The sequence below is a fragment of the Terrihabitans rhizophilus genome, assembly GCF_033898525.1.
Classification (GTDB): Bacteria; Pseudomonadota; Alphaproteobacteria; order Rhizobiales; family Methylopilaceae; genus Flaviflagellibacter; species Flaviflagellibacter rhizophilus.
Map to the genome: position 1 here is coordinate 183,512 of NZ_JAXAFJ010000004.1, position 24,610 is coordinate 208,121.

General features: G+C 65.4%; 22 protein-coding genes. 19 read left to right on the top strand and 3 right to left on the bottom strand.

Annotated elements, in window-relative coordinates; all coding sequences use genetic code 11:
* The first annotated feature begins 14 nt into the window (after window positions 1-14).
* The 12 genes from kduI to pstS all read left to right on the top strand — a co-directional run bounded on the left by kduI (window position 15) and on the right by pstS (window position 12,859).
* Window positions 15-851, top strand: a complete 837-nt coding sequence (gene kduI / locus SCD90_RS08995) for a 5-dehydro-4-deoxy-D-glucuronate isomerase (protein WP_319844322.1) — start codon at window positions 15-17, stop codon at window positions 849-851.
* Window positions 848-1,609 (top strand): 2-dehydro-3-deoxy-D-gluconate 5-dehydrogenase KduD, encoded by a 762-nt coding sequence (gene kduD / locus SCD90_RS09000; protein ID WP_319844323.1) that lies wholly within the window; start codon window positions 848-850, stop codon window positions 1,607-1,609. The genes kduI and kduD overlap by 4 nt, the downstream gene beginning before the upstream one ends.
* Before the next feature lie 19 nt (window positions 1,610-1,628).
* Window positions 1,629-1,961: a cupin domain-containing protein gene (locus SCD90_RS09005; RefSeq protein ID WP_319844324.1), complete on the top strand. Its 333-nt coding sequence runs from the start codon at window positions 1,629-1,631 to the stop codon at window positions 1,959-1,961.
* 437 nt (window positions 1,962-2,398) lie between these two features.
* Window positions 2,399-3,685 (top strand): ribulose-bisphosphate carboxylase large subunit family protein, encoded by a 1,287-nt coding sequence (locus SCD90_RS09010; RefSeq protein ID WP_425265668.1) that lies wholly within the window; start codon window positions 2,399-2,401, stop codon window positions 3,683-3,685.
* Window positions 3,682-5,052 (top strand): four-carbon acid sugar kinase family protein, encoded by a 1,371-nt coding sequence (locus SCD90_RS09015; RefSeq protein WP_319844326.1) that lies wholly within the window; start codon window positions 3,682-3,684, stop codon window positions 5,050-5,052. Before SCD90_RS09010 ends, SCD90_RS09015 begins: the two co-directional genes overlap by 4 nt.
* A 16-nt stretch (window positions 5,053-5,068) precedes the next feature.
* On the top strand, window positions 5,069-5,920 hold the full coding sequence (locus SCD90_RS09020) for a phosphogluconate dehydrogenase C-terminal domain-containing protein (RefSeq protein WP_319844327.1): 852 nt from the start codon (window positions 5,069-5,071) through the stop codon (window positions 5,918-5,920).
* 86 nt (window positions 5,921-6,006) lie between these two features.
* Window positions 6,007-7,014, top strand: coding sequence for a TRAP transporter substrate-binding protein (locus SCD90_RS09025; RefSeq protein WP_319844328.1), 1,008 nt, complete (start codon window positions 6,007-6,009; stop codon window positions 7,012-7,014).
* 113 nt (window positions 7,015-7,127) lie between these two features.
* A complete protein-coding gene (locus tag SCD90_RS09030; protein WP_319844329.1) occupies window positions 7,128-7,727 on the top strand; it encodes a TRAP transporter small permease in 600 nt (199 codons plus the stop codon).
* Window positions 7,724-9,001, top strand: a complete 1,278-nt coding sequence (locus tag SCD90_RS09035; RefSeq protein ID WP_319844330.1) for a TRAP transporter large permease — start codon at window positions 7,724-7,726, stop codon at window positions 8,999-9,001. Before SCD90_RS09030 ends, SCD90_RS09035 begins: the two co-directional genes overlap by 4 nt.
* 51 nt (window positions 9,002-9,052) lie before the next feature.
* Entirely contained in the window at window positions 9,053-9,766 is a 714-nt protein-coding gene (locus tag SCD90_RS09040; RefSeq protein WP_319844331.1) for a transcriptional regulator NanR, read from the top strand.
* A gap of 264 nt (window positions 9,767-10,030) precedes the next feature.
* Window positions 10,031-11,743, top strand: coding sequence for a Na/Pi cotransporter family protein (locus tag SCD90_RS09045; protein WP_319844332.1), 1,713 nt, complete (start codon window positions 10,031-10,033; stop codon window positions 11,741-11,743).
* Window positions 11,744-11,815: 72 nt separating this feature from the next.
* Complete coding sequence (gene pstS, locus SCD90_RS09050; RefSeq protein ID WP_319844333.1) at window positions 11,816-12,859, top strand: phosphate ABC transporter substrate-binding protein PstS; 1,044 nt, start codon at window positions 11,816-11,818, stop codon at window positions 12,857-12,859.
* 58 nt (window positions 12,860-12,917) lie between these two features.
* Here the strand turns inward: pstS and SCD90_RS09055 are convergent, their stop codons facing one another.
* Entirely contained in the window at window positions 12,918-13,346 is a 429-nt protein-coding gene (locus SCD90_RS09055) for an ATP-binding protein (RefSeq protein WP_319844334.1), read from the bottom strand.
* 29 nt (window positions 13,347-13,375) lie between these two features.
* On the bottom strand, window positions 13,376-13,705 hold the full coding sequence (locus tag SCD90_RS09060; protein ID WP_319844335.1) for an STAS domain-containing protein: 330 nt from the start codon (window positions 13,703-13,705) through the stop codon (window positions 13,376-13,378).
* 212 nt (window positions 13,706-13,917) lie between these two features.
* Here SCD90_RS09060 and SCD90_RS09065 point away from each other — a divergent pair, with 212 nt between their 5' ends.
* From SCD90_RS09065 to SCD90_RS09075, 3 genes are read left to right on the top strand one after another with little or no spacing between them, the layout of a single operon-like run.
* Entirely contained in the window at window positions 13,918-16,260 is a 2,343-nt protein-coding gene (locus SCD90_RS09065; RefSeq protein ID WP_319844336.1) for a response regulator, read from the top strand.
* Complete coding sequence (locus tag SCD90_RS09070) at window positions 16,260-16,631, top strand: response regulator (RefSeq protein ID WP_319844337.1); 372 nt, start codon at window positions 16,260-16,262, stop codon at window positions 16,629-16,631. The genes SCD90_RS09065 and SCD90_RS09070 overlap by 1 nt, the downstream gene beginning before the upstream one ends.
* Before the next feature lie 12 nt (window positions 16,632-16,643).
* A complete protein-coding gene (locus SCD90_RS09075; protein WP_319844338.1) occupies window positions 16,644-17,810 on the top strand; it encodes a PP2C family protein-serine/threonine phosphatase in 1,167 nt (388 codons plus the stop codon).
* Window positions 17,811-17,814: 4 nt separating this feature from the next.
* Here SCD90_RS09075 and SCD90_RS09080 read toward each other — a convergent pair whose 3' ends face one another.
* Entirely contained in the window at window positions 17,815-19,449 is a 1,635-nt protein-coding gene (locus tag SCD90_RS09080; RefSeq protein ID WP_319844339.1) for a Na/Pi symporter, read from the bottom strand.
* 320 nt (window positions 19,450-19,769) lie between these two features.
* On the opposite strand from SCD90_RS09080, the gene SCD90_RS09085 reads away from it, so the two are divergent.
* The 4 genes from SCD90_RS09085 to SCD90_RS09100 all read left to right on the top strand — a co-directional run bounded on the left by SCD90_RS09085 (window position 19,770) and on the right by SCD90_RS09100 (window position 24,603).
* A complete protein-coding gene (locus tag SCD90_RS09085; RefSeq protein ID WP_319844340.1) occupies window positions 19,770-20,870 on the top strand; it encodes an ABC transporter ATP-binding protein in 1,101 nt (366 codons plus the stop codon).
* Window positions 20,867-22,150 carry an ABC transporter ATP-binding protein gene (locus SCD90_RS09090; protein ID WP_319844341.1) on the top strand — a complete coding sequence of 428 codons (1,284 nt, stop codon included), beginning with the start codon at window positions 20,867-20,869 and terminating at the stop codon, window positions 22,148-22,150. The genes SCD90_RS09085 and SCD90_RS09090 overlap by 4 nt, the downstream gene beginning before the upstream one ends.
* 34 nt (window positions 22,151-22,184) lie before the next feature.
* Window positions 22,185-23,594 carry an extracellular solute-binding protein gene (locus SCD90_RS09095; protein WP_319844342.1) on the top strand — a complete coding sequence of 470 codons (1,410 nt, stop codon included), beginning with the start codon at window positions 22,185-22,187 and terminating at the stop codon, window positions 23,592-23,594.
* Between the two features lie 82 nt (window positions 23,595-23,676).
* On the top strand, window positions 23,677-24,603 hold the full coding sequence (locus tag SCD90_RS09100) for a carbohydrate ABC transporter permease (protein ID WP_319844343.1): 927 nt from the start codon (window positions 23,677-23,679) through the stop codon (window positions 24,601-24,603).
* Window positions 24,604-24,610 lie beyond the last annotated feature (7 nt).

The window sequence follows — 24,610 nt, forward strand, 5'->3', positions numbered from 1 at the left end:
AAGTGAGACCCGTCATGATCGACGTCCGACACGTCAGCCACCCCGACGCCGTCAAGGCCTACGACACGCAGGAATTGCGCCGCCATTTCCTCATAGAGCGGCTGTTCGCGCCTGGTGAGATCGCGCTGACCTACAGCCACATCGAGCGTTTCGTGGTGGGCGGCGTCACCCCCACCACGCGGCCTCTGGATCTGGAGAGCGACAACGCCACCATCGGCTCGCCGAACTTCCTCGACCGCCGCGAACTGGGCGTCTTCAACGTGGGCGGCCCCGGCCGTGTCGAGACGGACGGCGAGATCCATCAGTTGCAGCCGCGCGATGCGCTCTATGTCACGAAGGGCACGGCGAGCGTGCGCTTCCACTCCGACGACGCCGCGAATCCGGCGCGCTTCTACCTGCTCAGCGTGCCGGCCCATGCCCGCTACGAGACCAAGCTGATCTCCGCCGCGTCCGCCAAGAAGATGGAGTTGGGCGCCCAGGAAACCGCCAACAAGCGCACGATCTACCAGATGATCCACCCGGACGTCTGCACGACGAGCCAGCTTGTGATGGGCCTGACGCAGCTCGACGCCGGCAATATGTGGAACACGATGCCGGCCCACGTCCACGACCGCCGCGCCGAGGTCTACCTCTACTTCGACCTGCCGGACACCGCCCGCGTCATCCACCTGATGGGCGAGCCCGCCGAGACGCGCCACCTCGTGGTCGCCAACGAGCAGGCCATCCTGTCGCCGCCATGGTCGGTGCATTCCGGCGTCGGCACCAGCGCCTACAGCTTCATCTGGGGCATGGGCGGCGACAACATTGACTACACCGACATGGACGTCATCGCGATGGACGCGCTGCGGTGAGGCCGGCGGCGTTCGATCTCTCCGGCCGCACCGCCCTCGTCACGGGCGCCAACACCGGCATCGGCCAGGCCATCGCTGTTGCGCTGGCGGAAGCCGGCGCCGGCGTGGTCGCGCTCGGCCGCTCCGGCATGGACGAGACCGCGGAACTGGTGGCCTCCCACGGCGCGCCGTTCCGCGCAGTGTCGGCGGATCTCGCCACGTTGGAGCCCGTCGCGAGGGTGATGGCGGAAGCTGCCGAACTCTCGGGCCGCGTCGACATCCTCGTCAACAATGCCGGCATCATCCGGCGCGCCGACGCGCTCGACTTCACGGAAGCCGACTGGGACGCCGTGATGGACGTCAACCTGAAGTCGGCCTTCTTCCTGTCCCAGGCGGCGGCGCGCGCCATGCTGGCGGACAACGCGGGCGGTAAGATCATCAACATCGCCTCGCTGCTGTCCTTCCAGGGCGGCATCCGCGTGGCGTCCTACACAGCCGCGAAAAGCGGGCTCGCGGGCCTGACGCGGCTGCTGGCCTGCGAATGGGCTGCCAAAGGCATCAACGTCAACGCCATCGCGCCCGGCTATGTCGCGACCAACAACACGCAGGCGCTGCGCGAGGATCCCAACCGCAACGCCGCCATTCTGGGCCGCATCCCGGCCGGCGCCTGGGGGCAGCCCGCCGACATCGGCGGCGCCGCCGTGTTCCTGGCCTCGCGCGCCGCGGATTATGTCCACGGCATTACCCTGCCGGTCGATGGCGGCTGGCTGGCGCGCTGACACTTTCGAGGACGACACGATGAAGAACCAGGTTTTCACCCACGACGCCGACATTGCCTGGACGCCCACGGAGCCGGGCGTGCGCCGCAAGGTCCTCGGCTACAATGACGGGGTCATGATGGTCCGTGTCGACTTCGAGCGGGGCGCCGTGGGATCGCTGCACCAGCATGTCCACGTGCAGTGCACGCTGATCGAGAGCGGCGCCTTCGACGTGACGATCTCCGGCAAGACCGAGCACATGGTGGCCGGCGACTGCTTCCTCGTTCCGTCGAACGAGATCCACGGCGTGGTCGCCACCGAGGCGGGCGTGCTCGTCGATGTCTTTACGCCGATGCGCGACGAGTTCGTCTAGCGCACCGTCGCGTTTCCGCCTCGGCGGGCAGCCGCCTTAGGTGCTGCCGGTGGTACACGTTACGTTGGCGATGGCACGGCCTCGTCCTAGCACCGCGTCTACTAGCTGAGAACGCGCGTGCCAGCTGGCGTGCGGCCGATCCTCTGCAAACGAAGAGAAGCCCAGCCTCAGGACGAGAGAGCCGAGCCCGGGTCTTTCACCAGTTCATCGCCGCCAAAGAGGTTGGTCAGGACTACCCCCGGCTGGGGCAGCCTTCCCTTCGGCTGCACGCCGCGTAAGGCCACATCTCGATAGCGCAGCCTGCCGGCGTCAAACGGACGGGCCGCTCGAAGGCGCGCCAGCAGACGCTTGTTCATCCCAAGTAACTGGTATAATCAGTATGCCAAAGCAGCCGAAGAGTTGCCGGAAACGCTGATAGGGCTTCGCCCTTCCACTTCATGGATCTGAACGGCACCTGCCCCGCCCAGGTGCAAGGAGGGGTCGTGCCTGAGAGGATTGAAGCGGACTACATCATCGAGACCTCCGACGATCCCAGGCGCGCTGCCGAAGCCGCCGCCGGGGAGCAGTCGAGCGGCACCTTCGTGCCCGTTCCCGGGGAAACCCCCGAGCTCAAGCAGCGCTCGGCCGCGCGCATCGAAGCGCTCGATCTTCTGGAAACGGTTTCGACGCCATCGCTTCCCGGTTCAGCCGGCACACCGCCAGACGGCCACTTTCAGCGCGCCCGCGTCACCCTGTCCTGGCCACTCGACAATCTCGGCCCATCGCTGCCCAACCTGGTGGCGACGGTGGCCGGAAATCTCTTCGAACTGAAGCAGTTCTCAGGGCTGCGGCTGCTCGATATCCGCCTGCCCGACGCGTTCGGCGGCGCCTATCCCGGCCCGAAATTCGGCATCGTGGGGACCCGGCGGCTCGCCGGGGTGCACCAGCGCCCGATCGTGGGGACCATCGTGAAGCCCAGCGTGGGGTTCGGGCCGGCCGAGACCGCAAATCTCACGCAAACCATGTGCGAGGCGGGCCTCGACTTCATCAAGGACGATGAGCTGCAATCCGACGGCCCGCACTGCCCCTTCGACGACCGTGCCCGCGCGGTGATGCGCGTCGTCAACGAGCATGCCGACCGCACCGGCAGAAAGGTGATGTTCGCCTTCAACATCACCGGCGAGATCGACCAGATGCGCCGGCGGCATGACCTCGTCCTCAAGCTCGGAGGCACCTGCGTCATGGCAAGCCTGAACTCCGTCGGGCTGGTCGGCATGATCGAGCTGGGGCGTTTCAGCCAGCTGCCGATACACGCCCACCGCAATGGCTGGGGCTACCTCTCCCGCGCACCGATGCTGGGCTGGTCCTACATCGCCTGGCAGAAGATCTGGCGGCTCGCGGGCGCGGACCACATGCACGTCAACGGCCTGGCGAACAAGTTCTCCGAACCGGACGATAGCGTGATCGCCTCGGCGCGGGAGTGCCTGACGCCGATGTTCGCCGACAAGCCCTGCCTTGCGATGCCTGTCTTCTCCTCCGGGCAATCGGCGAAGCAGGTTCCCCCCACCTACGCGGCGCTTGGATCGGCCGACCTGATCTTCGCCGCCGGCGGCGGAATCATGGCCCATCCGGGCGGGCCTGCCGCCGGCGTGGCCGCCTTGCGCGAAGCCTGGGACACGACACTCAGGAATGCGCCGTCGGCCGCGAGTGCCGACTTCGGACCGGTAGAGGCGAAAGCTTCATGACCAATCCGGCACCCGAGGCGGACTGGCTCCTGAGCTTCTACGGGGACGACTACACCGGCTCCTCGGCCGTGATGGAAGTGCTGACCTTCGCAGGCGTGCCGACTGTCCTGTTCCTTGGCCTGCCGACGCCGGAGCAGATCGCACGTTTCTCCGGGTACCGCGCGCTCGGCATCGCCGGAATGGCGCGTGCGCGCTCGCCCCGGTGGATGGAAGACCATCTGCCTGCGGCGTTCGAAATGATGGCGTCGCTGGGTGCGCCCATCGCGCACTACAAGGTCTGCTCGACCTTCGACTCCGCGCCGGAGATGGGATCCATCGGCAAGGCCATCGAGATCGCAGCACCCCCGCTCGGCGGAAGCTGGCACCCGATGGTCGTGGGTGCGCCCGCTCTGGCGCGATACCAGGCCTTCGGAAACCTGTTCGCGGCAATCGATGGTGTCGGGCACCGGCTGGATCGTCACCCGGTGATGTCGCGCCACCCCGTGACGCCAATGCGGGAATCGGATCTGCGCCTGCACCTGGCGGATCAGACCCGGATGCCTGTCGGCCTCATCGACCTCGCGGAGATGAAGGGTGGACGAGCCGACATGGCCCTGCGGCGCGAGCAGGACGCCGGACGCGCGCTGATCTCGCTCGACGTCATCGACCAGGAGACGCTGCAGGAAGTAGGGCGCCTGATCTGGGAACATCGCGGGGAGAGGCTGTTCGCGGTTGGCTCGCAAGGCGTCGAATACGCGCTCGTTGCCCACTGGCGCGCCGCCGGCCTCCTGCCGGAGGCCGCAGCCGGCGTTGCGGCCATCGGTGCCGAACGGCTCGCGGTCGTCTCCGGCTCCTGCTCGCCCATTACCGCAGTCCAGATCGACCGGGCGCTGCTGGCCGGCTTCGCGGGCATCCGGCTGGACGCCAGCCGCGCCGTCGATGCGCGAGCCTGGAACGGCGAACTCGACCTCGCGACGGAGCAGGCATTGGGCGCGTTGCAGGACGGCCGCGATCCTCTGGTGTTCACCGCGAGCGGACCCGACGATCCGGCCATTCCGGCGCTTGGCGCAGCAATCGCCGCCAGCGGTGACGATACCGGCGAGATCAACACCCGCATCGGCGATGGTCTCGGAACGGTCCTCGACCGTGTGCTCAGGACAGCGAAGCTGAAGCGCGCGGTGATCTCCGGCGGCGACACGTCCGGCCAGGCCGGCATGGCGCTGGGGATCTATGCCGTCACCGCGCTTGCCCCGCTCGTGCCGGGCTCACCGCTTTGCCGCGCCCATGCCGAGGGCGACCACGACGGGCTCGAGATCGCATTCAAGGGCGGCCAGATGGGGTCGCCCAGTTTCTTCCTGGACGCCCGGGACGGCGGACAGAAAGCGTAACCTGAGGAGGGACACCATGAAGAAGATCGCGTTGCTGGGTGCCGGTGGAAAGATGGGGGTTCGGCTTGCCACCAACCTTCAGGGCTCGCCCTATGAGGTTCTCCACGTGGAGCCTTCGGACGAAGGCCGCGCCCGGCTCAAGGCTGCCACCGGCGCCGATTGCGTCGACGGAGACAATGCACTTGCCGACAGCGACGCCGTCCTGATGGCCGTGCCGGACCGCATGATCGGCAAGATCGCCCACACCTTCATCGAGAAGGTCAGGCCCGGCACCGCCATCATCATGCTCGATGCCGCCGCCCCCCATGCCGGGGAACTGCCGAAGCGCGACGATGTCACCTACTTCGTGACCCATCCGTGCCATCCGCCGATTTTCAATGACGAGGTGACGGAGGCCGCGAAGAAGGATTTCTTCGGAGGCGTCCATGCGAAGCAGCACATCGTCTGCGCCCTGATGCAGGGACCGGACGAACACTATGCCGCCTGCGAGCAGATCGCCCGCACCATCTACAAACCGGTCATGCGCGCGCACCGCTGCACAGTGGAGCAGATCGCCATCATGGAGCCGGCGCTGGCCGAGACGATCGGCGCTACGATGTGCCTGGCATTGCGCGACGCGGTGGATGAAGCTGTGCGGCGCGGCGTGCCGCGCGAGGCCGCGACCGACTTCCTGCTGGGGCATCTCACCATCGAACTCGCCATCGCCTTCGAAGTGTTCCCGGAAGGCAAGTTCTCGGACGGCGCGCTCTACGCCATCGAGCAAGCGCGCCCGCAGATCTTCCGCGACGGCTGGCTCGACAGGATCTTCGATCCGGCGGCCGTGCAACGCTCAGTGGAGGAGATCTGCAATCCGCCCCGGGCGGCGTGACCACGACGAGAGGGTAAAGCAGCCTGCCTGCCCGCTGACAGACCGAATGGTCGCGGCGGTCCATCACGCATTTTGGAGGAAATGCCATGTCAAACCACATACCCGCCCGTCTGGCGGCCGCCGCGCTGTCTCTGGCGCTGCTCTCGACCTCGGCGCTCGCCGAGGTGAAGGAGCGCACGCTCAAGTTCGGCTACAGCACCTTTGAAGCCCATCCCCTCGGTCAGGGAGCCAACAAATTCGTCGAGCTTGTCGGCCAGAAGAGCGGCGGCAAGATCAAGATGAAGGTCTACCCGGCCACGCAGCTGGGCTCGGAAACGCAGACCATTTCCGCCACGCAAGGCGGCGTGCAGGACATCGTCGGCACCTCCACTGCCCCGCTCGCCGGGCTGGTGAAGGAATATGCCATCTTCGACTTCCCGTTCCTGTTCGCGAACGAGAAGGAAGCGGATGCCGTGGTCGATGGACCGGTCGGGCAGACCCTTCTGGCGAAACTGTCCGAGAAGAACCTCGCGGGGCTCTGCTTCTTCGAGAACGGCTTCCGGAACATCACCAACAGCAAAAGGCCGATCAGCAAGGGCGAGGACGTCGCCGGCCTGAAGATCCGGACCATGCAGAATCCGGTCTACCTCGAATCCTTCAAGACGCTCGGCGCCAACGCCGTGCCGATGCCATGGCCGGAGGTCTACACGGCGCTGGAATCCGGAGCCATCGATGCCCAGGAGAACCCCTATGGCATCATCTCGGTCAACAAGCTCAACGAAGTGCAGAAGTATATCAGCGTGACCAAGCACGCCTATTCTCCCTGGGCGGTGATCATGAGCAAGAAGCTCTGGGACGGCCTGTCGGAGGAGGAGCGCACGATCTTCGTTTCATCCTGCAACGAGGCCAAGGACTTCCAGAGGAAGTTCAGCCGCGCCGAGGACGCCAAGATCGTTGCGGACCTGAAGTCCAAGGGAATGATGATCAACGAGCTGGCGCCGGAGGAGGTTTCCAGGATCAAGACCACGCTTCAGCCCGTCATCGACAAGTACACCGCCACCGTCGGCGAAGATCTCGTGAAGCAGGCGCAGGCCTCCATCGCGTCCGTGCACTAGGCGCTTCGTCCCGCCCGGCCGCCCGGCCGGGCGGGACGATCCTCTTTCAGTACAGGCGGGATGGCGTGGACGCTCAAGAGCCGGGAGCACCGGCGGCGACGGGAGGATCAGTCGTGTCGTACATTGTTGATGTCTACTTCTGGATACTGAAGATACTGGTCGCATTCCTTATGGCGGCCATGGTCGTCCTCGTCTTCGGCAATGTCGTGCTGCGCTACGGCTTCAACTCCGGCATCACCTTGTCCGAGGAGGTGTCGCGCTGGATGTTCGTATGGCTGACCTTCCTCGGGGCCATCATCGCCATGCGGGAGCGTGGCCATCTCGGGGTCGATTCCCTCGTTCGCCGGCTGCCGCTCTGGGGCAAGAAGCTGTGCTTCACCGCCAGCTACCTGCTGATGCTTTACGCAACGTCCCTGCTCTTCATCGGCAGTTGGCAGCAAACCCTGATCAACTGGGATGTCGTCGCTCCGGCGTCGGGGCTGTCCGTGGCCTTCTTCTACGGCGTCGGCCTCGTCTTCGGCGTGTCCACCATCCCCATCCTGCTGGTGGGCCTTTACCGCGCCCTCGCCGGAGAACTGGACGCCGCCAAGCTCGTCACGGTGCAGGAGTCGGAAGAAGGCAATATCGACGAGATCCAGGAACGCCATCTTGCCAGCCCTGCCGGTGCTCCGGTGCTCGTCGCGGTGCCGGTAACGAGCAGGAGGCAGCCATGACGATCCTCGTCTTCGCCGGGTCCCTGCTCGGCACCATGGCCATCGGAATGCCGATCGCCTTTGCCCTCCTGCTCGCAGGCGTGGCGCTGATGCACTACCTCGACATCTTCGATCCGCAGATCATCGCGCAGAACATCATCAACGGCGCGGACTCGTTCCCGCTCATGGCGGTGCCGTTCTTCATGCTCGCCGGCGAACTGATGAACACCGGCGGCTTATCCAAGCGCATCGTCAACGTGGCGCTCACGATCGTCGGCCATGTCAAAGGCGGGCTCGGCTATGTGGCGATCCTCGCCGCCTGCGTGATCTCCGCTTTGTCGGGATCGGCCGTCGCGGATGCCGCTGCGTTGTCTGCATTGCTCGTGCCGATGATGGTGCGTGCCGGGCACGACAAGCCGCGCGCCGCGGGGCTGATCGCGGCCTCCAGTGTCATCGGCCCCATCATTCCGCCCAGCATCGGGTTTGTGATCTTCGGCGTGATCGGTGGCGTGTCCATCACCAAGCTGTTCCTTGCAGGGCTGGTGCCGGGGCTGATCATCGGACTTGCGCTCGCGCTGGCATGGTGGTGGGAGGTCAAGAAGGAAAACATCGTGCCTCCGCCGCGCCAGAGCGGCCGGGCCATCCTGCGGGCGCTGATCGACGGTGTCTGGGCGCTGATGCTGCCCGTCATCATCATCGTAGGCCTGAAGTTCGGTGTGTTCACGCCCACGGAGTCAGCCGTCGTTGCCGCGGTGTATTCCCTGTTCGTGGCGACCTGCGTGTACCGCGAACTGAAGGTCAGCGAACTGTTCGACGTGTTCCTGGCCGCCGGCAAGACCACCGCAATCGTGATGTTCCTCGTCGCGGCGGCCCTGGTGTCGTCCTGGCTCATCACAGTGTCCGACATCGCGCAGGATCTGGTCACCCTGCTCCAGCCGCTGATGGACAACCAGACGCTGCTGCTGCTGGCGATCATGGGCATCGTCATCCTGGTCGGCACGGCGATGGACATGACCCCGACCATCCTCGTGCTGACGCCCATCCTGATGCCGATCGTCAAGGCGGCAGGCATAGATCCCGTCTATTTCGGGGTCCTCTTCATCGTGAACAACTCGATCGGGCTGATCACGCCACCCGTGGGCACGGTGCTGAATGTGGTATCCGGGGTCACGAAGGTGAGCATGGAAGATCTCATGAAGGCCGTGGTGCCGTTCATGCTCGTCCAGTTCGTGGTCCTGCTCCTGATGGTGCTGTTTCCAGGCATCGTGATGTGGCCGGCCAGCCTGCTTTACTGAGCAGGCCCGGCTTTTGCGAACAGGGCGACGGACAGAAACAGGTACGCAGCGATGGCGAATCCACCCGAGGCAATTGTGCGGCGCAAGCTCTCAGACGAGATCTTCGATCGCCTGAAGGCCCTGATCACCAGCGGGGAACTTGGCCCGGGAGATGCCATGCCCTCGGAGCGCGAGTTGATGGAGCGGTTCGGCGTCGGACGGCCCGCCATCCGCGAGGCTTTGCAGGCGCTCGCCAACAATCGCCTGGTGACCATCTCCCACGGCGAGCGGGCCCGTGTTCGCGAAGTGAACGCCCGGTCCATCTTCGAGCAGGTGGACCTGACGGCCAAGATGCTCCTGTCCACCTCGCCCACCAGCCTGGAACATCTGAAGCAGGCCCGGCGCCTGTTCGAGCGCGCGATGGTGAGGGAGGCCGCCGCTCGCGCGACGGAGGACGACGTTGCGCGGCTTGCTGCCGTCCTCGATGAGCAGACGCGGGGCGCGGCCGATCCCCAGACCTTCATTTCCGCGGACATGCGGTTCCACAGGGAGATAGCGGCCATTTCCCGCAATCCGCTGTTCGAAGCCGTCAGCGAGGCCATGCTGGGCTGGCTGCGGAAGTACCATACCGAAGTGCTGCTCTGGCGCGGCAAGGAGAACCTGACGCTCGTCGAGCACGGCCAGATCATCCGCCATATCGCCGCCAATGAAGCGGACGATGCGGAGGAAATGATGGCGCGGCATCTGGACCGATCAAGCTCCTTGTACACTCACACGCAGTCATGAAGCTCATTCTGCCGGTGAACGAATAGCAGGCATAAGCCGTCGTGGATCGCGGTGCGATCTGCGCCGCCCGATGTAGAGCGTGTTGCCAGCAGCGATGAGAACGCCAGCGCGAGAGTTCGGCGGCTGCCTGCATCTTCGGAGCGTAGTCCCGCCGATCACGGTAGTTGATCGCCTTTCCCAGCGTCGCAATCGTCGTCACGCCTTCATGAAACTCCTTCAGTGATGGAGAGGATCCTACCGTACAGCTGTGAATTGGACAGGCAGATGCAGGCCGACATCTTCAAGGACATCCTGGTGCCGGTTATCGGCGGGCTTGGCATCTTCATGCTGGGCCTCGAATTTATGTCGAACGGCATCCAGGCCATGGCCGTAAGCCGCATGCGCACCCTTCTCGGTCGCATCGCGGGTACGCCGATCAAGGGCGTCATGGCGGGAACGCTCATCACCGGCATCATCCAGTCGTCGACGGCGATGACAGTTATGGTGGTCGGACTAGTCAATGCTGGCGTCCTAGGCCTGCGGCCAGCGATCAGCGTCATCATGGGCGCGAATATCGGCACCACGCTCGGCAACGGCCTGATCGCCCTGCCGCTGGGTCCCCTGGGCCTCCTGCTCGCCGGCTTCTTCGCTCTTGTCTACGTCTTCTCGAGCAATCCGAAAATTCGCAACATCGCACTGGCCTGCATCGGCTTCTCGCTGATCTTCTACGGCCTCAACCTGATGACCGGCGGCCTCCGCCCCCTTCGCGCCATGCCGGAAGTCATGGAGGCCATCTCCGGCCTGAACGCGGACACCTTCGGCGGGCTTATCACCTGCGTGCTGATCGCCGCCGGGATCACGGCAATGATCCACTCCTCGTCGGCAACCATCGGCATCGTCATGGGCCTCGGTGCCGCGGGCGTGCTGGAATGGCAGACCGCCGTGGCGTTCTCGCTGGGCGCGGATCTCGGCACGACGATCACCTCCTGGATCGCCTCCCTGAATCTGACGAAGAACGCGAAGCGCGCCGCTTACGCGCACATCTCGTTCAACTTCATCGGCGTCGCGGTGATGCTGCCGCTGTTCTTCCCGTCCATGATCCTGCTGACCTATGTGATGGGCTGGTTCGGCGGAGATCCCGGCGTCCCGCAGATGATCGACGGCAAGGAATCCTTCCCGCTTGTCCCGGTCGCCGTGGGCATCTACTCGACCTGCTTCAACCTCTTCAACACCGCCCTCCTCTTCCCCTTCGTCAGCGTGTTCGAGCGGGTCCTGCTCAGGGTCGGCCGCAACGAGGCGGAGGAGCTGGAAGACTTCTCCCAGGCCCGCTACCTCAACGCAGGCGAGCAGGGTGATCCGGCCAAGGCCGTTCCGGCCGTCCAGAAGGAGCTCGGGCGCTATCTCGAGGCAGCGCGCCTGTTCCTCGACATCGGTCGGGGCAGCAAGACCGCGCCGAAGGATGCGCGGGAGCACTACTCCTCCACGGACATCCTCAGCCGCGAAATCCGCACCTATGCGGCCGGCATGTTCAAGCCCGGCCTTCCCTATGCACAGACCGATCTTGTCGCGAGCCTGATCGAGGAGGCGGATTTCACGGCCAGCCTCGGCGAAACCCTCTACCAAACGGCGCGTCGCGTGGAACGCGAGCAGTTCTCGACGGCTGGGCAGGCTCTGGCCGAAGTGGTTCTCGGCAAGATCGGCGATGCACTGGACGTGCTGGCCCGGGAGGCCAACGGCGAAACAGCCATCGCGGCGGACGCCGAAAGGCGGCTGCCGGAGATCGCCGCGCTGCGCGAACAGTGCCTGAAGCTTGGCCCGGAATTGCCGCCGGCCGAGCGCGGATCGCTGCTGGCCCTTCTCGGCAGCGCCGAGCGCGCTTTCGTCCTCATCGAGCGGATCGACGCGGAGCGCCGCTCGGTGTCGCGATCCGTCCGCTCCCAGGCGCCCGTGCAATCGGGCTCCGAGTTCCCGCTGGCCGGCAGTCCCGTCCCGGCCTAGCGCGCACGTGACCGCCGGCACAGCCGGACGCACCATGACCGACAGCCCCAGATCCAGCCGGAGGAAGCCCAGATGAGGCTCGCTTTGCTCGCCGCCACGATCGCCGCAGGCCTTCTCGGCGCTTCTCCCGCATGGACGCAGAACATCAGCGGCGCTGGTTCGACCTTCGCGTTCCCCGTGCTGCAAAGCTGGTCGCAGGCCTATCAGCGCGAGCAGTCGGACGCCGAATTCCAGCCGGTGGGATCGGGGCTGGATTACGAGCCCATCGGCTCACAGGCCGGGATGATGCGGCTGCGCGCCGGCGACGTGGACTTCGGAACCACGGACGTGCCGCTCGGGCCGGAAGAACTGAAGGCTTCGGCCTTGACCCAGTTCCCGATCGTCATGGGCGGCGTCGTTGCCGCCGTGAACCTCCCGGGCCTCAAATCGGGGCAACTGAAACTCACCGGCCCCCTGCTCGCCGATATCTATCTCGGCCGCATAAAGACGTGGTCCGACCCTGCGATCCGCGACCTGAACCTCGAACTGTCCCTGCCGGACGCCGCCATCGCCGTGATCCGGCGCCAGGACGGGTCTGGCACCACCTTCAACTTCACGGACTACCTGTCGAAGGTCAGCCCCGAATGGCAAGCACGGATTGGACGTGCGCTGGCCGTCGACTGGCCCGTCGGGACTGGCGCCAAGGGCAACGGAGGCATGGCAGACGCGATCAAGGCCACGCCGAACTCGATCGGCTATGTCGAGTTCGCCCAGGCGCAGCGTTCCGGACTGTCCTCAGCCTTGCTGAAGAACAGGGCCGGCAATTTCGTGGCCCCGAGCCAGCAAAGCTTCCAGGCTGCCGCACGCGACGCAGACTGGTCGTCCGCACGGGAGTTCAACCTGCTGCTCACGGACTCCGCCTCTGCCGAGGCTTATCCGATCGTGGCCACCACATTCGCCGTGGTGTCTGCGAAGAAGCCGGCGTCGCAACGGGTGCGAATGGCAATCGCCTTCTTCCGCTGGTCCGCGGCAAGCGGGGCGAAACGCGCAACGGATCTGGGCTACGTTCCGCTACCTTCCCAGCTCGTGGAACAGGTCGAAGCGAACTGGCGCACCCTTCTGGGCGCGCCGAACTGACGGCGCTGCCCCCATTGTGTCCAGAACGACAGCACGTGGCGAAGGGGGCTCTTCTCCTTCAAGACCCGATCGCATTCTCGAAGGTCAGCCTGTTCACACCGTCGGCGCGTTCGTATCGGACAGCGCTGGAAAGCTTCCTGATCAGATGAATGCCCAGTCCGCCGATGTCCCGGTCATCTAGACCGGAGGAGACGTCGGGATCTCGCATCAGGAGCGGGTTAAAGGATGTGCCATCGTCCACGACCGTGGTGACGATGCGATCCTCATGGACAGCGACGACCACTTCCATGAAGCCATCCCTTCGCTTCAGGCTTTGCGGCGCGCCGTGCTCGATGATGTTGGAGAGCACTTCATCGAGCGAGAGGCAGATGCGGTGACTGTGACGTTCCGCGACGTCTTCAGCTTTGAGGAACGCCGCGACTTTCTCGATGACAGTGTTCAGGTGAGAGGCTTCAGCAGGCACACGGAGCGAGAAGGTAGGCACCATCGTCGGACCCCTCCCCTCATCTTCGGTGCTCAGAGCGAGGCCAGACCGGACCGCACGTCGGGATGGATGGCGAAGATCGCGGTAAACCCGCTGACCTCGAACACTTCTTCCACCTGTGGCGCGAGGCTGGCGAGAACAAGCTTGCTTCCGGACGACTTCGCCATCTTCGCAGACTTCAGCAACACCCGAAGCCCCGCGGAGCTGACATATTGCAGGCCCTCGAAGTCGATCACCACGCCGGCCTTGTTCTGCACCGCCCTGAGCAGGACATCTTCGAGACCCTTGGACGAGGTGCTGTCCAGCCGTCCGGAGATGCTGAGGATGATGTTCGCACCTTCGGCCTGTTCGGTGATGTTCATCGCATGTCCCCCGCCGTCGGGCGCGCCGCTCGCTGGCCCCGCATCTCTCTAGCTCCAGGCTTGCTGGACAGCCAGCCCCGCAATGCCGAAGCAGAGGCATCGTAAAGCCCGCGTAACCAACCCTGATGAAATCACGGGTAGATCTGGTTTTCAGTGCTTCCCGCTGGAAGGATGCAGTACTTAAGCCGGTACGGCACGTAACGGGGCGGAACATGACGACAGATCCCAGACGGCCCCGGACGGAGCACGAGACGACGGCGCCCGCAGTCGATGCCGGCCAGGAAGCTGTCCTGCTGCGGGCGACGCTGGAGAACATGGCGCAGGGCGTTGCCATGTATGACGGCGCGCACCGTCTCGTCACCTGGAACAGCCTGTTCCGCGAGTATCTGGAGATGCCGGACGAGTTCCTGGGCACGGACCGCACCTTCTCCGACTACATCCGTTATCTCGGCGAGCGCGGCGAGTTCGGCACGGCTTCCGTGGAGGACAAGCTCAACGAGCGGCTGGCGATGCTGAAGAGCTCGCACCGGTTCGAGCGCACGCGGCCGGACGGAACCGTCCTTGAAGTCAGACGCGATCCGGTGCCCGGCGGCGGCTTCATCGCCATCTACACCGACATCACGGAACGCAAGCTCGCGGAGATGAAGCTCCGTGACGACGAGGAGCGCTTCCGCGCCATCGATGCGGCGGCACCGGTCGGCCTCGTCATCGTCGACCTCGGGGACCACCGCATCCTGCACCTCAATCCCTGCTTCTGCGAACTGGTGGGCCGCCGCGCTGAAGACCTGATGGGGCAGACCGTGGAGGCACTCTTCGACGATCCCGAACGAGGCCGCGTGCTGGGCGAACTGATCGCCCGGCCAAACGCCACGCGCACGGAGTTCCGCTTCGAGCGGCCTGACGGGACGGTTTGCCACGCAGCCGTTTCGTCCGTCGATTTGGAATTCCAGGGACGGGCGGCGGTCATTGCCAGCCTTATGGACATCAGCGACCGCGTGCGTGCCGAGCGCGAACTGGTCGAGGCCAAGGAGGCGGCGGAATCCGCAAGCCGCGTGAAGTCGGCATTCCTGGCGAATATGAGCCACGAACTGCGGACGCCGCTGAACGCCATCATCGGCTACAGCGAGATCCTGATCGAAGACGCGCAGGATCGCGGCGACGATACCACCGTGGCCGACCTGTCGAAGATCGAAGGCGCCGGCAAACACCTGCTCGGCCTGATCAACGACATTCTCGATCTGTCCAAGATCGAGGCCGGCCGCATGGATGTCTATATCGAGCCGGTCCTGCTGACCCGCCTGCTGGACGAGGTAAGGGTCATCATCTCGCCCCTGCTGGCGAAGAACGGCAACACGCTTGTCGTGGATTGCGCGCCCGATCTGGGATCGCTGCGCACCGACGTCACCAAGCTGAAGCAAAGCCTGATCAATCTCCTCAGCAATGCCGCGAAGTTCACGAAGAACGGAACCGTCACGCTCCGGATCTCGCGAGAGGACCTGGAGGACGGCCGCCCCGGAATGGCACTGGCGGTCATCGACACCGGCATCGGCATGGACGAGGAGCAGCTTTCGCGGCTGTTCCAGGCCTTCACGCAGGCAGACTCGTCCACCACGCGCAACTTCGGGGGCACCGGCCTCGGCCTGACCATCACCCGGCATTTCTGCACCATGCTGGGCGGCAGCATCGGCGTGTCCAGCACGCTCGGCCTCGGCTCCACCTTCACCATCCGCCTGCCCGCCGAGACGGAAAACACGTTCCAGTCAGCCGAAGCCATCCCCGCTCCCGCGCCCGGCGTGCTCGGAGGAGGTGATGGCTCGATCAAGGTGCTGATCGTCGACGATGATCCGGCGGTCCACGACGTTCTCGCGGCGACCCTCGGCAAGGAGGGCTACAGCCTTCGCCACGCCCGCGACGGCAACGAAGCGCTCGACATCATGCGCGCCGATCCGCCGGACGTGGTGACGCTGGACGTGATGATGCCGAAGATCGACGGGTGGTCCCTGCTCGGTCTCATGAAATCCGATCCCGATCTGGCGTCCATCCCCGTCATCATGCTGACGATAGTGGACGACCGGAACCTGGGGTTCTCCCTCGGCGCATCCGAATACATGACGAAGCCGATCGATCGCCGCCGCCTCGTCGACCTGATTCGGAAATTCGCGCCGGACAATGAAGGCGGCCTGGTCCTCGTGGTGGACGACGACGCCGACGTGCGAGCCTTGATGCGCAAGACCATTGAGGAGTGCGGCGTCGAGGTGGCGGAGGCGCAGAACGGCGCGGAGGCGCTTGACTGGCTCGCCGCCAATCCCGCGCCATCCCTCGTTTTGCTCGACCTGATGATGCCTGTGATGGACGGCATGGACTTCCTGCAGCGGGTGCGCGGCAGGACCGAACTGGCGGACCTGCCGGTGATCGTGCTGACGGCGAAGGACCTCACCGACGAGGAACGGGCCTTCCTCGCGCGCAACACGCTGCTGATCCTGAGCAAGGCCGCCCAGCCCATCGCGACCCTGGGCTCAGCCTTGTCCGCCATCGCCCGCACGGGAGCACGCTGATGCCGAGGATCCTGCTGGTCGAAGACAATGAGATGAACCGGGACATGCTGTCGCGGCGCCTCATCCGCAACGGCTTCGATGTCGTGCTGGCGGTGAACGGGCAGGAAGGCGTGGACCTCGCCAAATCCGCGAAGCCCGACCTCATCCTCATGGATATGAGCCTACCTGTCCTCGACGGCTGGGAGGCCACGCGACGCGTGAAGGCCGATCCGGAGACCGCCGGCATCCCCGTGATCGCGCTGACCGCGCACGCGATGGAGCAGGACCGCGCGCAGGCGCTGGCCGCCGGATGCGACGAGTTCGACACCAAGCCCGTCGAACTGCCGCGCCTCCTGGGCAAGATCACCGCTTTGCTGCCGTCCCTGGCCTGAGCGGAGCGCACGGTGGCGATCAAAGATGCAGTCGTGCTCGTCGTGGACGACGTCGCCGACAACCGGGACATCCTGATCCGGCGGCTCCGGCGGCTGGGGATCGAGCAGATCGAGCAGGCGGAGAACGGGGTGGAGGCGCTGGACGCCATCGCGCGCCGGGGCTTCGATCTGGTGCTGCTGGACATCATGATGCCGGAGCTCGACGGCTTCGGGGTGCTGGAGGAACTGAAGCGGCAGGGCAGGTCCGACCTTCCGGTCGTGGTCATCTCGGCCCTCAACGAGATTGAGCCCGTGGTGCGCTGCCTCGAACTCGGTGCCGAGGATTTCGTCTTCAAGCCTTTCAACCCGGTTCTGCTGAAGGCGCGGGTGACAGCCACCATCGAAAAGAAGCAGCTTCGCGACCAGACCCGTGCCGAACTGGAACGCAAGCGGATGGAGTTGAACGAAGCGCGCGACCTCCAGCTCGCCCTCGTGCCTGCTCCGTTTTGCGGCGAGTTGAGGGATGTGCCGCTTCGGGTCGACGTGCTGCTGGAGCCCGCCCGTGAAGTCGGCGGCGATCTGGTGGACTGGTTCGTCGTCGGCGAAGGGCGGGTGGTGCTGGTACTGGGAGATGTGTCGGACAAGGGCGCGGGTTCCGCCCTCGTCATGGCGCGAACGCACGCCCTTCTTCGCGGTCTCTCCACCCGTCCCGATGCCGATGCGCTGTTCGCAAGGCCCGAGCAGGCGGCAACATTGGTCAATGAGAGCCTCTCCGCCCGCAACGCCTCCAACATGTTCGTGACGTTCTTCCTCGGGAGCTTCGATCCCGCCGAGGGTGAGCTTGCTTATGTCTGCGCCGGGCATGTGCCACCCTTCCTGCGCGCGGCCGACGGGACCGTGGAGCGGCTGACCGCGCGCTGCGGCCTGCCATTGGGTGCGATGGAGGGAGCCCTGTACCGCTCCGAACGTGTCCCTCTCGCCCGTGGAACGCGCCTCCTCGTCGTCACCGACGGAATCACCGAGGCCGTCGATCGCGCGGACGTGCAGTTCGGCGAGGAGCCGGTTGCCTGCTTTCTGGCGGCCCTGGATGATGCGGCGGCCGACCCACTGGGCAACTTGGCCGATCTCGTCCGGGTGCATGAGGGAGAACAGCCCGCCTATGACGACGTGGCCGCGATCCTGCTGACCCTGCCTTCCTGAAAAGCTAGGCCGTCACGGCCGGGCTTTCCACTTCCAGATCGGCGCCCGGCGCTTGCTGCACCTGAAACGCCAGGCGCCGGAGGAGCCAAACTGCGCGCTCGAACAGCGCCGAAGCGCGGAACACGGCGTCGTGCAGGTCATAGGCAAGCCCCGCATCCTGCGCCACCGCCCGGCTGCGCAGCGCCTGCATCATCTCACCCCGGTCACGGGTCAGGTCGAGCAGCATGGCGATGTCGTCCGTGTCACGGGAGCGGGTGGCTTCCTCCATCTGCCACAGCAAGGTGTGCAGCGCTTCGGCAAGCCCGCTGATCAGGGGCGGAGCATCCATCCGGCCCTGCACGCTTTCCAGCGTGGTCGCGAACTCATCGACCGTTTCGCGCAATCCAGTCAGCAGCACGTTGCGGGCATTGAGGCCGACGGCGTGGTCCAGCGTCTCGCGCTCAAGTCCGGCTTCCATCAGCGCCTTCAGGAATTCCGCGATCTCGCGTTCGAGATGCTCGCTCGAACCCGACAAAACGGGTCGTGGCACGTCGCCGGTCCCGCCCCCGTCGATGACGCCTTCCAGCATGGCCGGAAACCGCGCGATGAGCCGCTCCTGCTCGCGCTCGGCAAGGTCGAGCGCCGTCGGCGCATCCTGCTGGGCCTGCTCGTTGATGAAGGCGGGACGCGACAGGTCCTCGCTTGCACTGGGAGGCGAGAAGCGGGCGATCAGGCCCAGCAGGATGCCGGTGAACGGCGTCAGGGCCAGTGCCGTGCAGAGCTGCAGCATCAGGAACAGCCAGCCGACCTTTCGCGACGGATCGGCGGCAAGGAGATCGCACAGGGCCAGGACGAGCGGCACATCCATGGCGTGTTCGATGACGTAGAGCAGCAGGAACAGCATCGTGCCCAGGCACTTGAACAGCGCCTGGAACAGGACGAGCTGCCGGGGGCTGCCGGAGAAGCTGCGCGCAAGCAGCAGCACCGACAGCCCCGAGCCGAGCGACGCGCCATAGACGATCATGACCGTCTGGTCATAGGTGATGAGCTGCGCGGCCGCGAAGGTGATCGCGAGGATCGACACCGTCGAGGAGGATTGCGCGACGAGCGTCACCAGCACGCCGAGCGCGAGAGGCGGGATCAGCGCACCATTGGCAAGCGACAGCACATCGCGCACTGCGGCGACATCGCGCATGGGCGCCGCGCCGGCTTTCACGATGGTGAGGCCGAGGAACAGCAGGCCGAGCCCGACCAGCGCGTTGAGCGCGGGCCGCCATTTGCCGCCCTTGTCCCAGCCGAAATAACCGGCAAACCCGGTCAGGCCCAGCAGCCAGAGCGCCGCCACCCTCATATCGATCGCGGCAAGCAGGACGAGCCCCGAGGTGCCGACATTCGACCATGCGACGACCGGCACGGCGCGCCGCATGGTCAGCAGGCCGGAGCCCAGCATGCTGGTGGCGATGACGGTGACGGCATTGGTGCTTTGCGTCAGCGCGCCCAGCAGCACGCCCAGGAGGACGGGTGCAAGCGGCCGTGCTGTCAGCCGGTTGATGGCGTTCCGCGCCCGCCGCCCCGCAAGCTGCTGGAGATTGCTGCTGACCGCCTTGATGCCGATGAAGAAGAGCCCGAGCCCGCCCAGGATGGATGTCAGTATGTCCATGTTACCTGTCGAGCTGCGGCTCTCGAGAAAGGAAGCAGCACGTTAGCGCGACGGCATGATGACAGCCGCCTGCCCTTAACGCGCGAGACCGGCCCGGCCCCTATGCTCCTCACCAGATCGGACCGCTGCCGCGACGGTACCGGCGGTCCTCGGCGCGCCTCATCAACAGAATGCACTGGTGATCGAATGCACTCGCTTCAATCTCTCTGCTCCTATTTGCGGCAGAGAATTCAGGCGGCCGGCTGAAACGAAGCGTTATTCGCTTCCCGCACGATTTGGCACGAGACTTGAAGGAGCCACCCCAAGCGGGGAGTGCACGCGTGGCGTCTTTGTCGTTTGTCTCTGTCTCGAAGCAGTACGGGCCGACCAGTGCTGTCGAGACGCTTGATCTCTCCTGCGCCGAGGGCGAGATGCTGGCCCTTTTGGGTCCTTCCGGCTGCGGCAAGAGCACGACGCTGAAGATGGCTGCCGGCATCGAGACGGTGTCAGCCGGCGAGATCTACTTCGGTCAACGCCCGGTATCCCGGCTTTCGCCTGGCGAGCGCAACATCGCCATGGTGTTCGAGGATTACGGCCTATACCCGCAGATGACGGTTTGGGAGAATGTAGCGTTCCCGCTGAAGGTCCGCGGCCAGGCCGGTCAGCCGGCTTCCGAGCGCGTGGGCGAGGTGCTGCAGCTCCTCGGCTTGCGGGGCATGGCGGACCAGAACGTGCGCGGGCTCTCGGGCGGCGCCATGCAGCGCGTTGCCATCGGCCGCGCCCTGGTGCGCGATCCGGAGGTGATCCTCTTCGACGAGCCGCTCTCCCATCTCGATGCCGACCAGAAGGTGCAGCTCCGGGCCGAGATCAAGCGCCTCCAGAAGCTGCGCCGCGTGACGTCAATCCTCGTCACGCATGACCAGACCGAAGCCATCGCCATGGCCGATCGCATCGCGGTGATGAACCATGGCGTGCTGCAGCAGGTGGGGGCGCCGCAAGAGCTCTACGAGCACCCCATCAACCTCTTCGTGGCCAACTTCATCGGCGAGCCGCCCATGAACCTTGTTCCCGCCGTGTCCGAGGGTCATGGCGTGCTGGCGGGCCGCAGCTGGTCGGCAATGCTGGAACGCGACCGTGCGGACAAGCTCGCCCGCGCATCGGGCGGCGAAATCGTCGCCGGCGTCAGGCCCGAGCATATCGGGCTGCATGCCGAGGGCACCTCCGGCACCTTTGCAGGCGTCGTCTCCTACCGCGAACCGCGCGGAGACGCCGATGTGCTGACGGTGCGGCTGAGCGGCGCCGAAGGCGGCCAAAGCTTTGTCACCGAGATCGCCGGCCCGTCGCACTGGCGGGCGGGAGATCCGGTGGGCGTGGAGATCCCGCCTGACCGCGTCCTGGTCTTCGATGCCGCGAGCGGGCTCAACCTCGAGGCGCAGCCATGAACGCGCCCTTCAACGCGGCGGCCGTGACGGCCGGAGCGTCGCGCCACGGGCTGTCGATCCGCGGCATATCAAAGACCTTCCAGCACAAGGTGCTTTCGGACGTCGGGCTAGACGTCGCGCCCGGCGAGATCCTCGCGCTGACGGGGCCCTCCGGAGCCGGTAAGACCACGCTTTGCCGCATTCTGGCAGGCCTTGAGCACCCCGAAGACGGCACCGTACTGCTCGGCGGGAAGGACATGGCCGGCGTGCCGGCGGGCAGCCGCCGCGTGGCGCTGATGTTCGAGTCCTACGCGCTCTACCCTCACCTCACCGTGCGGCAGAACGCGCTCTCGCCGCTCATGGCCCCCAATGGACGGCAGGGCACGAACCCGCAATCGGTCGCGGCCGTCGTGGACGAGGTCCTGAAGCTCCTTGAGATCCACCACCTCGGCGAACGGCTTCCCGGCGCATTGTCCGGCGGGCAGAAGCAGCGGGTGGGCCTTGCCCGGGCATTGGTACAGTCGCCCGGGCTTCTGCTGCTCGACGAGCCGATCTCGCACCTGGACGCCAAGCTCCGCCACAAGCTGCGCGGGGAAATCCGCCGAAGGCTGTCCGGCGGTGCCTCCCCGACGATCTGGTCTACCCCCGATGGCATGGAGGCGCTGTCCGTCGGCGACCGCATCGCCGTCATCGATGGCGGCGTGATCCAACAGGTCGGCACGCCCGAAGACCTCTGGGAACGCCCGGCGAACATACAGGTGGCCCGGCTTCTCGGCGATCCGCCGATGAACCTGATCCCCGGCACCATCGAACAATCCGGCGACGCCGTCTTCTTCGTCCGCCGCCAGCTCCGGATTCCGCTGGAAGGCCCCGCCGCGCAGGCTGCGACACGGGCCAGCGGCCGGGGCATCGTTCTAGGGGTGAGGCCGGATGCGCTGGGGCTTGCCCAAGGCACGGCGACGGGCTCCGAAATCTATTCCAACGAGCCTTTCGGCAAGCACGCCATCGTCACCGTGGNCCGGGGCATCGTTCTAGGGGTGAGGCCGGATGCGCTGGGGCTTGCCCAAGGCACGGCGACGGGCTCCGAAATCTATTCCAACGAGCCTTTCGGCAAGCACGCCATCGTCACCGTGGACATCGGAAATCACCTCATCAAGGTGAAGACCAGCATGGCTGCGGCGGCGGAAGCGGGCGGCGGAATAGGCGCCGGCATCGGCCGGACGATCGCGCCCACCTTTCCGGGCCAGGCGATCACCATTTTCGACGAAGAGACGGGCCAGGCGCTGCCTGCCCCGCTCTAGGCGGACATCCAGACACTTCAGGGGGTACAGGGCGATGAAGAGCAGGTTCTTGTCTTTGGCTGCGGGCTTGGCGGCCTCTGCGGCTCTGATCCCCGGGTCCCTCGTGGCGCCGGCGGTCCATGCGGAGGACAGCTTCTACAAGAAGGCGGCGCAGCCCTACACCGGCACCACGATCCGAGTTCTGGACGAGATCACGCCGCTCCAGGAGACGCTGGCCAAGATCGTGCCCGAGTTCGAGAAGGAAACGGGCATCAAGGTCGAGTACGAACTGCTCAACCACTTCGAGGTCATCAACAAGGGCCAAGCCGACATGCTGTCGGGCCGTGGCTTCTACGATGCCGTGATGCTGCACAATTTCCAGCTTGGCCCAATGCTCTCGGCCGAGGCCATCCTGCCCATCGACAAGCTGGTGGCGGATCCCAAGCTCTCCAATCCGGACCTGAACACCGCCGACTTCATCCAGCAGCCCTACAAGACGGCGGCCTTCACGAACGGCAAGCAGTACTCGTTCATCAACTGGAACTACAATCAGGTCTACTGGACGCGCGCGGACCTCATCGGCAATGAGGCGGAGAAGACCGCGTTCAAGGCCAAGTACGGCTACGATCTCGCGCCCGCCAAGACCATCGAGCAGATGCGCGACATCGCCGAGTTCTTCACGCGGAAGAAGGGCGAGAAGCTCGCCGGCGAAACGTTGCAGAGCGATTTCTACGGCATCGTGCTCGAGGGCATCAAGGGCGGCTCGACCTTCCCCGCGCTCTGGAACAACTTCATGAAGAACTATGGCGGCGACATCATCGACGCCAAGGGCAAACCCATCTTCGACAGCCCCGAGAACGTGGCGGCGCTCAAGATGTGGGCGGAACTGTGGAAGTTCGCGCCTCCCGGCATCGCGGAATACTCGCTGGTCGACGTCCCCACCGTGATGGGCAACGGCATCGCCGCGCAGTCCATCGCCTGGTCGGACTTCGTTCTGGGCATCGACAAGCCCGGCGTGTCGCCGCTCGCCGGCAAGTTCGTCTATGGGCCGGTGCCGGCAAAGGCCGGCCGCGAAGGCCAGCGCCATGCGGAGGCGGAACCCTCCGTCACGGTCATCACTGAGGCGAGCCGTAACCCGGAGGCCACCTTCATCTTCCTGCAATGGCTGACCGACCGGAAGCAGCAGGACAAGCTGATCGAGATGGGCAAGGGCGGCGTGCCGATCCGCGAAAGCGCGTGGGCGCTCGATGCCATCAAGAGCAATCCCAATCCGTCGCTCTTCGCGGCCATGCAGTCCACCCTCGAAGTGGCCACCGCCAAGCCGAAGATGCCGAAGTTCTACGAGCTCTACGACGCCCTCAGCGGCGTGGCGCAGGAGGTCGGCCTTGGCCGCATCTCGCCGGAGGACGGGGCCAGGAAGGGCCAGGCTGAAATGCTGAAGATCTGTGAGGAATGCCTGCTCTGACGCGGCATTACACAAGGGTCAACGGTGATATCGGGGGCGGCGCGCCGCCTCCGGCACCATGCAAACAACTTCAGAGGCCGAGATGACCAGCGTAACGCATGCCGGTTCGCCTGAGATCGCGACCGTGCGGAAGCCGCACAGCGGACGCACCTGGTATCCCTATCTGCTCATCGCACCGTCCATGCTGACGCTGGTGGTGGTCTCGCTGATCCCGTTCATCTACGCGATCTATCTGAGCTTCCACGAGGCCAAGTTCGGCCGCGTCAAGGATTTCATCTGGTTCGAGAACTACGGCGCGCTGCTGTCCGACCCGCGGTTCTGGAATTCCATCGGGACCGCGGTGACCTTCGTCGCGATTGCCGTGCCCATCGAGTTCATGCTCGGGCTGGCCGGCGCCATGGTGCTGAACCAGAACGTGAAGGGGCGCTCCATCCTCATTCCGCTGCTCTTCATGCCGGCGATGATGGCGCCCATCGTCGTCGGCCTGCTGTGGAAGATCATGCTGGCGGGCTCGTGGGGCTTCATCTCGTTCAACGTGTTCGAGAGGTTCGGGCTGCTGCAGGAAACCTCGATCTTCGCCTCGCCGGACCTTGCGCTCTACGCGCTGATCTTCGTCGATATCTGGCAGTGGACGCCCTTCATGATGCTGGCCTTCTTCGCGGGCCTGCAGGCGCTTCCGCTCGCGCCTTACCGCGCGGCGGCGGTGGACGGCGCAGGGCCGTTCCAGATCTTCTTCCACCTGACCTTGCCGATGATGACGCCCCTCCTCGCGGTCATCGGGCTCCTGCGCTTCATCGATGCCTTCAAGGTCTTCGACACGATCTACATCCTGACCGGCGGCGGCCCCGGCACCTCCACCGAAACGCCCAGCATCCTCGCCAACAAGATGACCTTCGAGTTCTGGAACATCGGCGAGGCGTCAGCGCTGGCGGTGCTGGTCTGGATCGCCTTCTTCATCTTCTGCAACGTCTTCTACCAGGTCGCCAAGAAGCGCCTGAACGCCTTCTAGGAGCCCG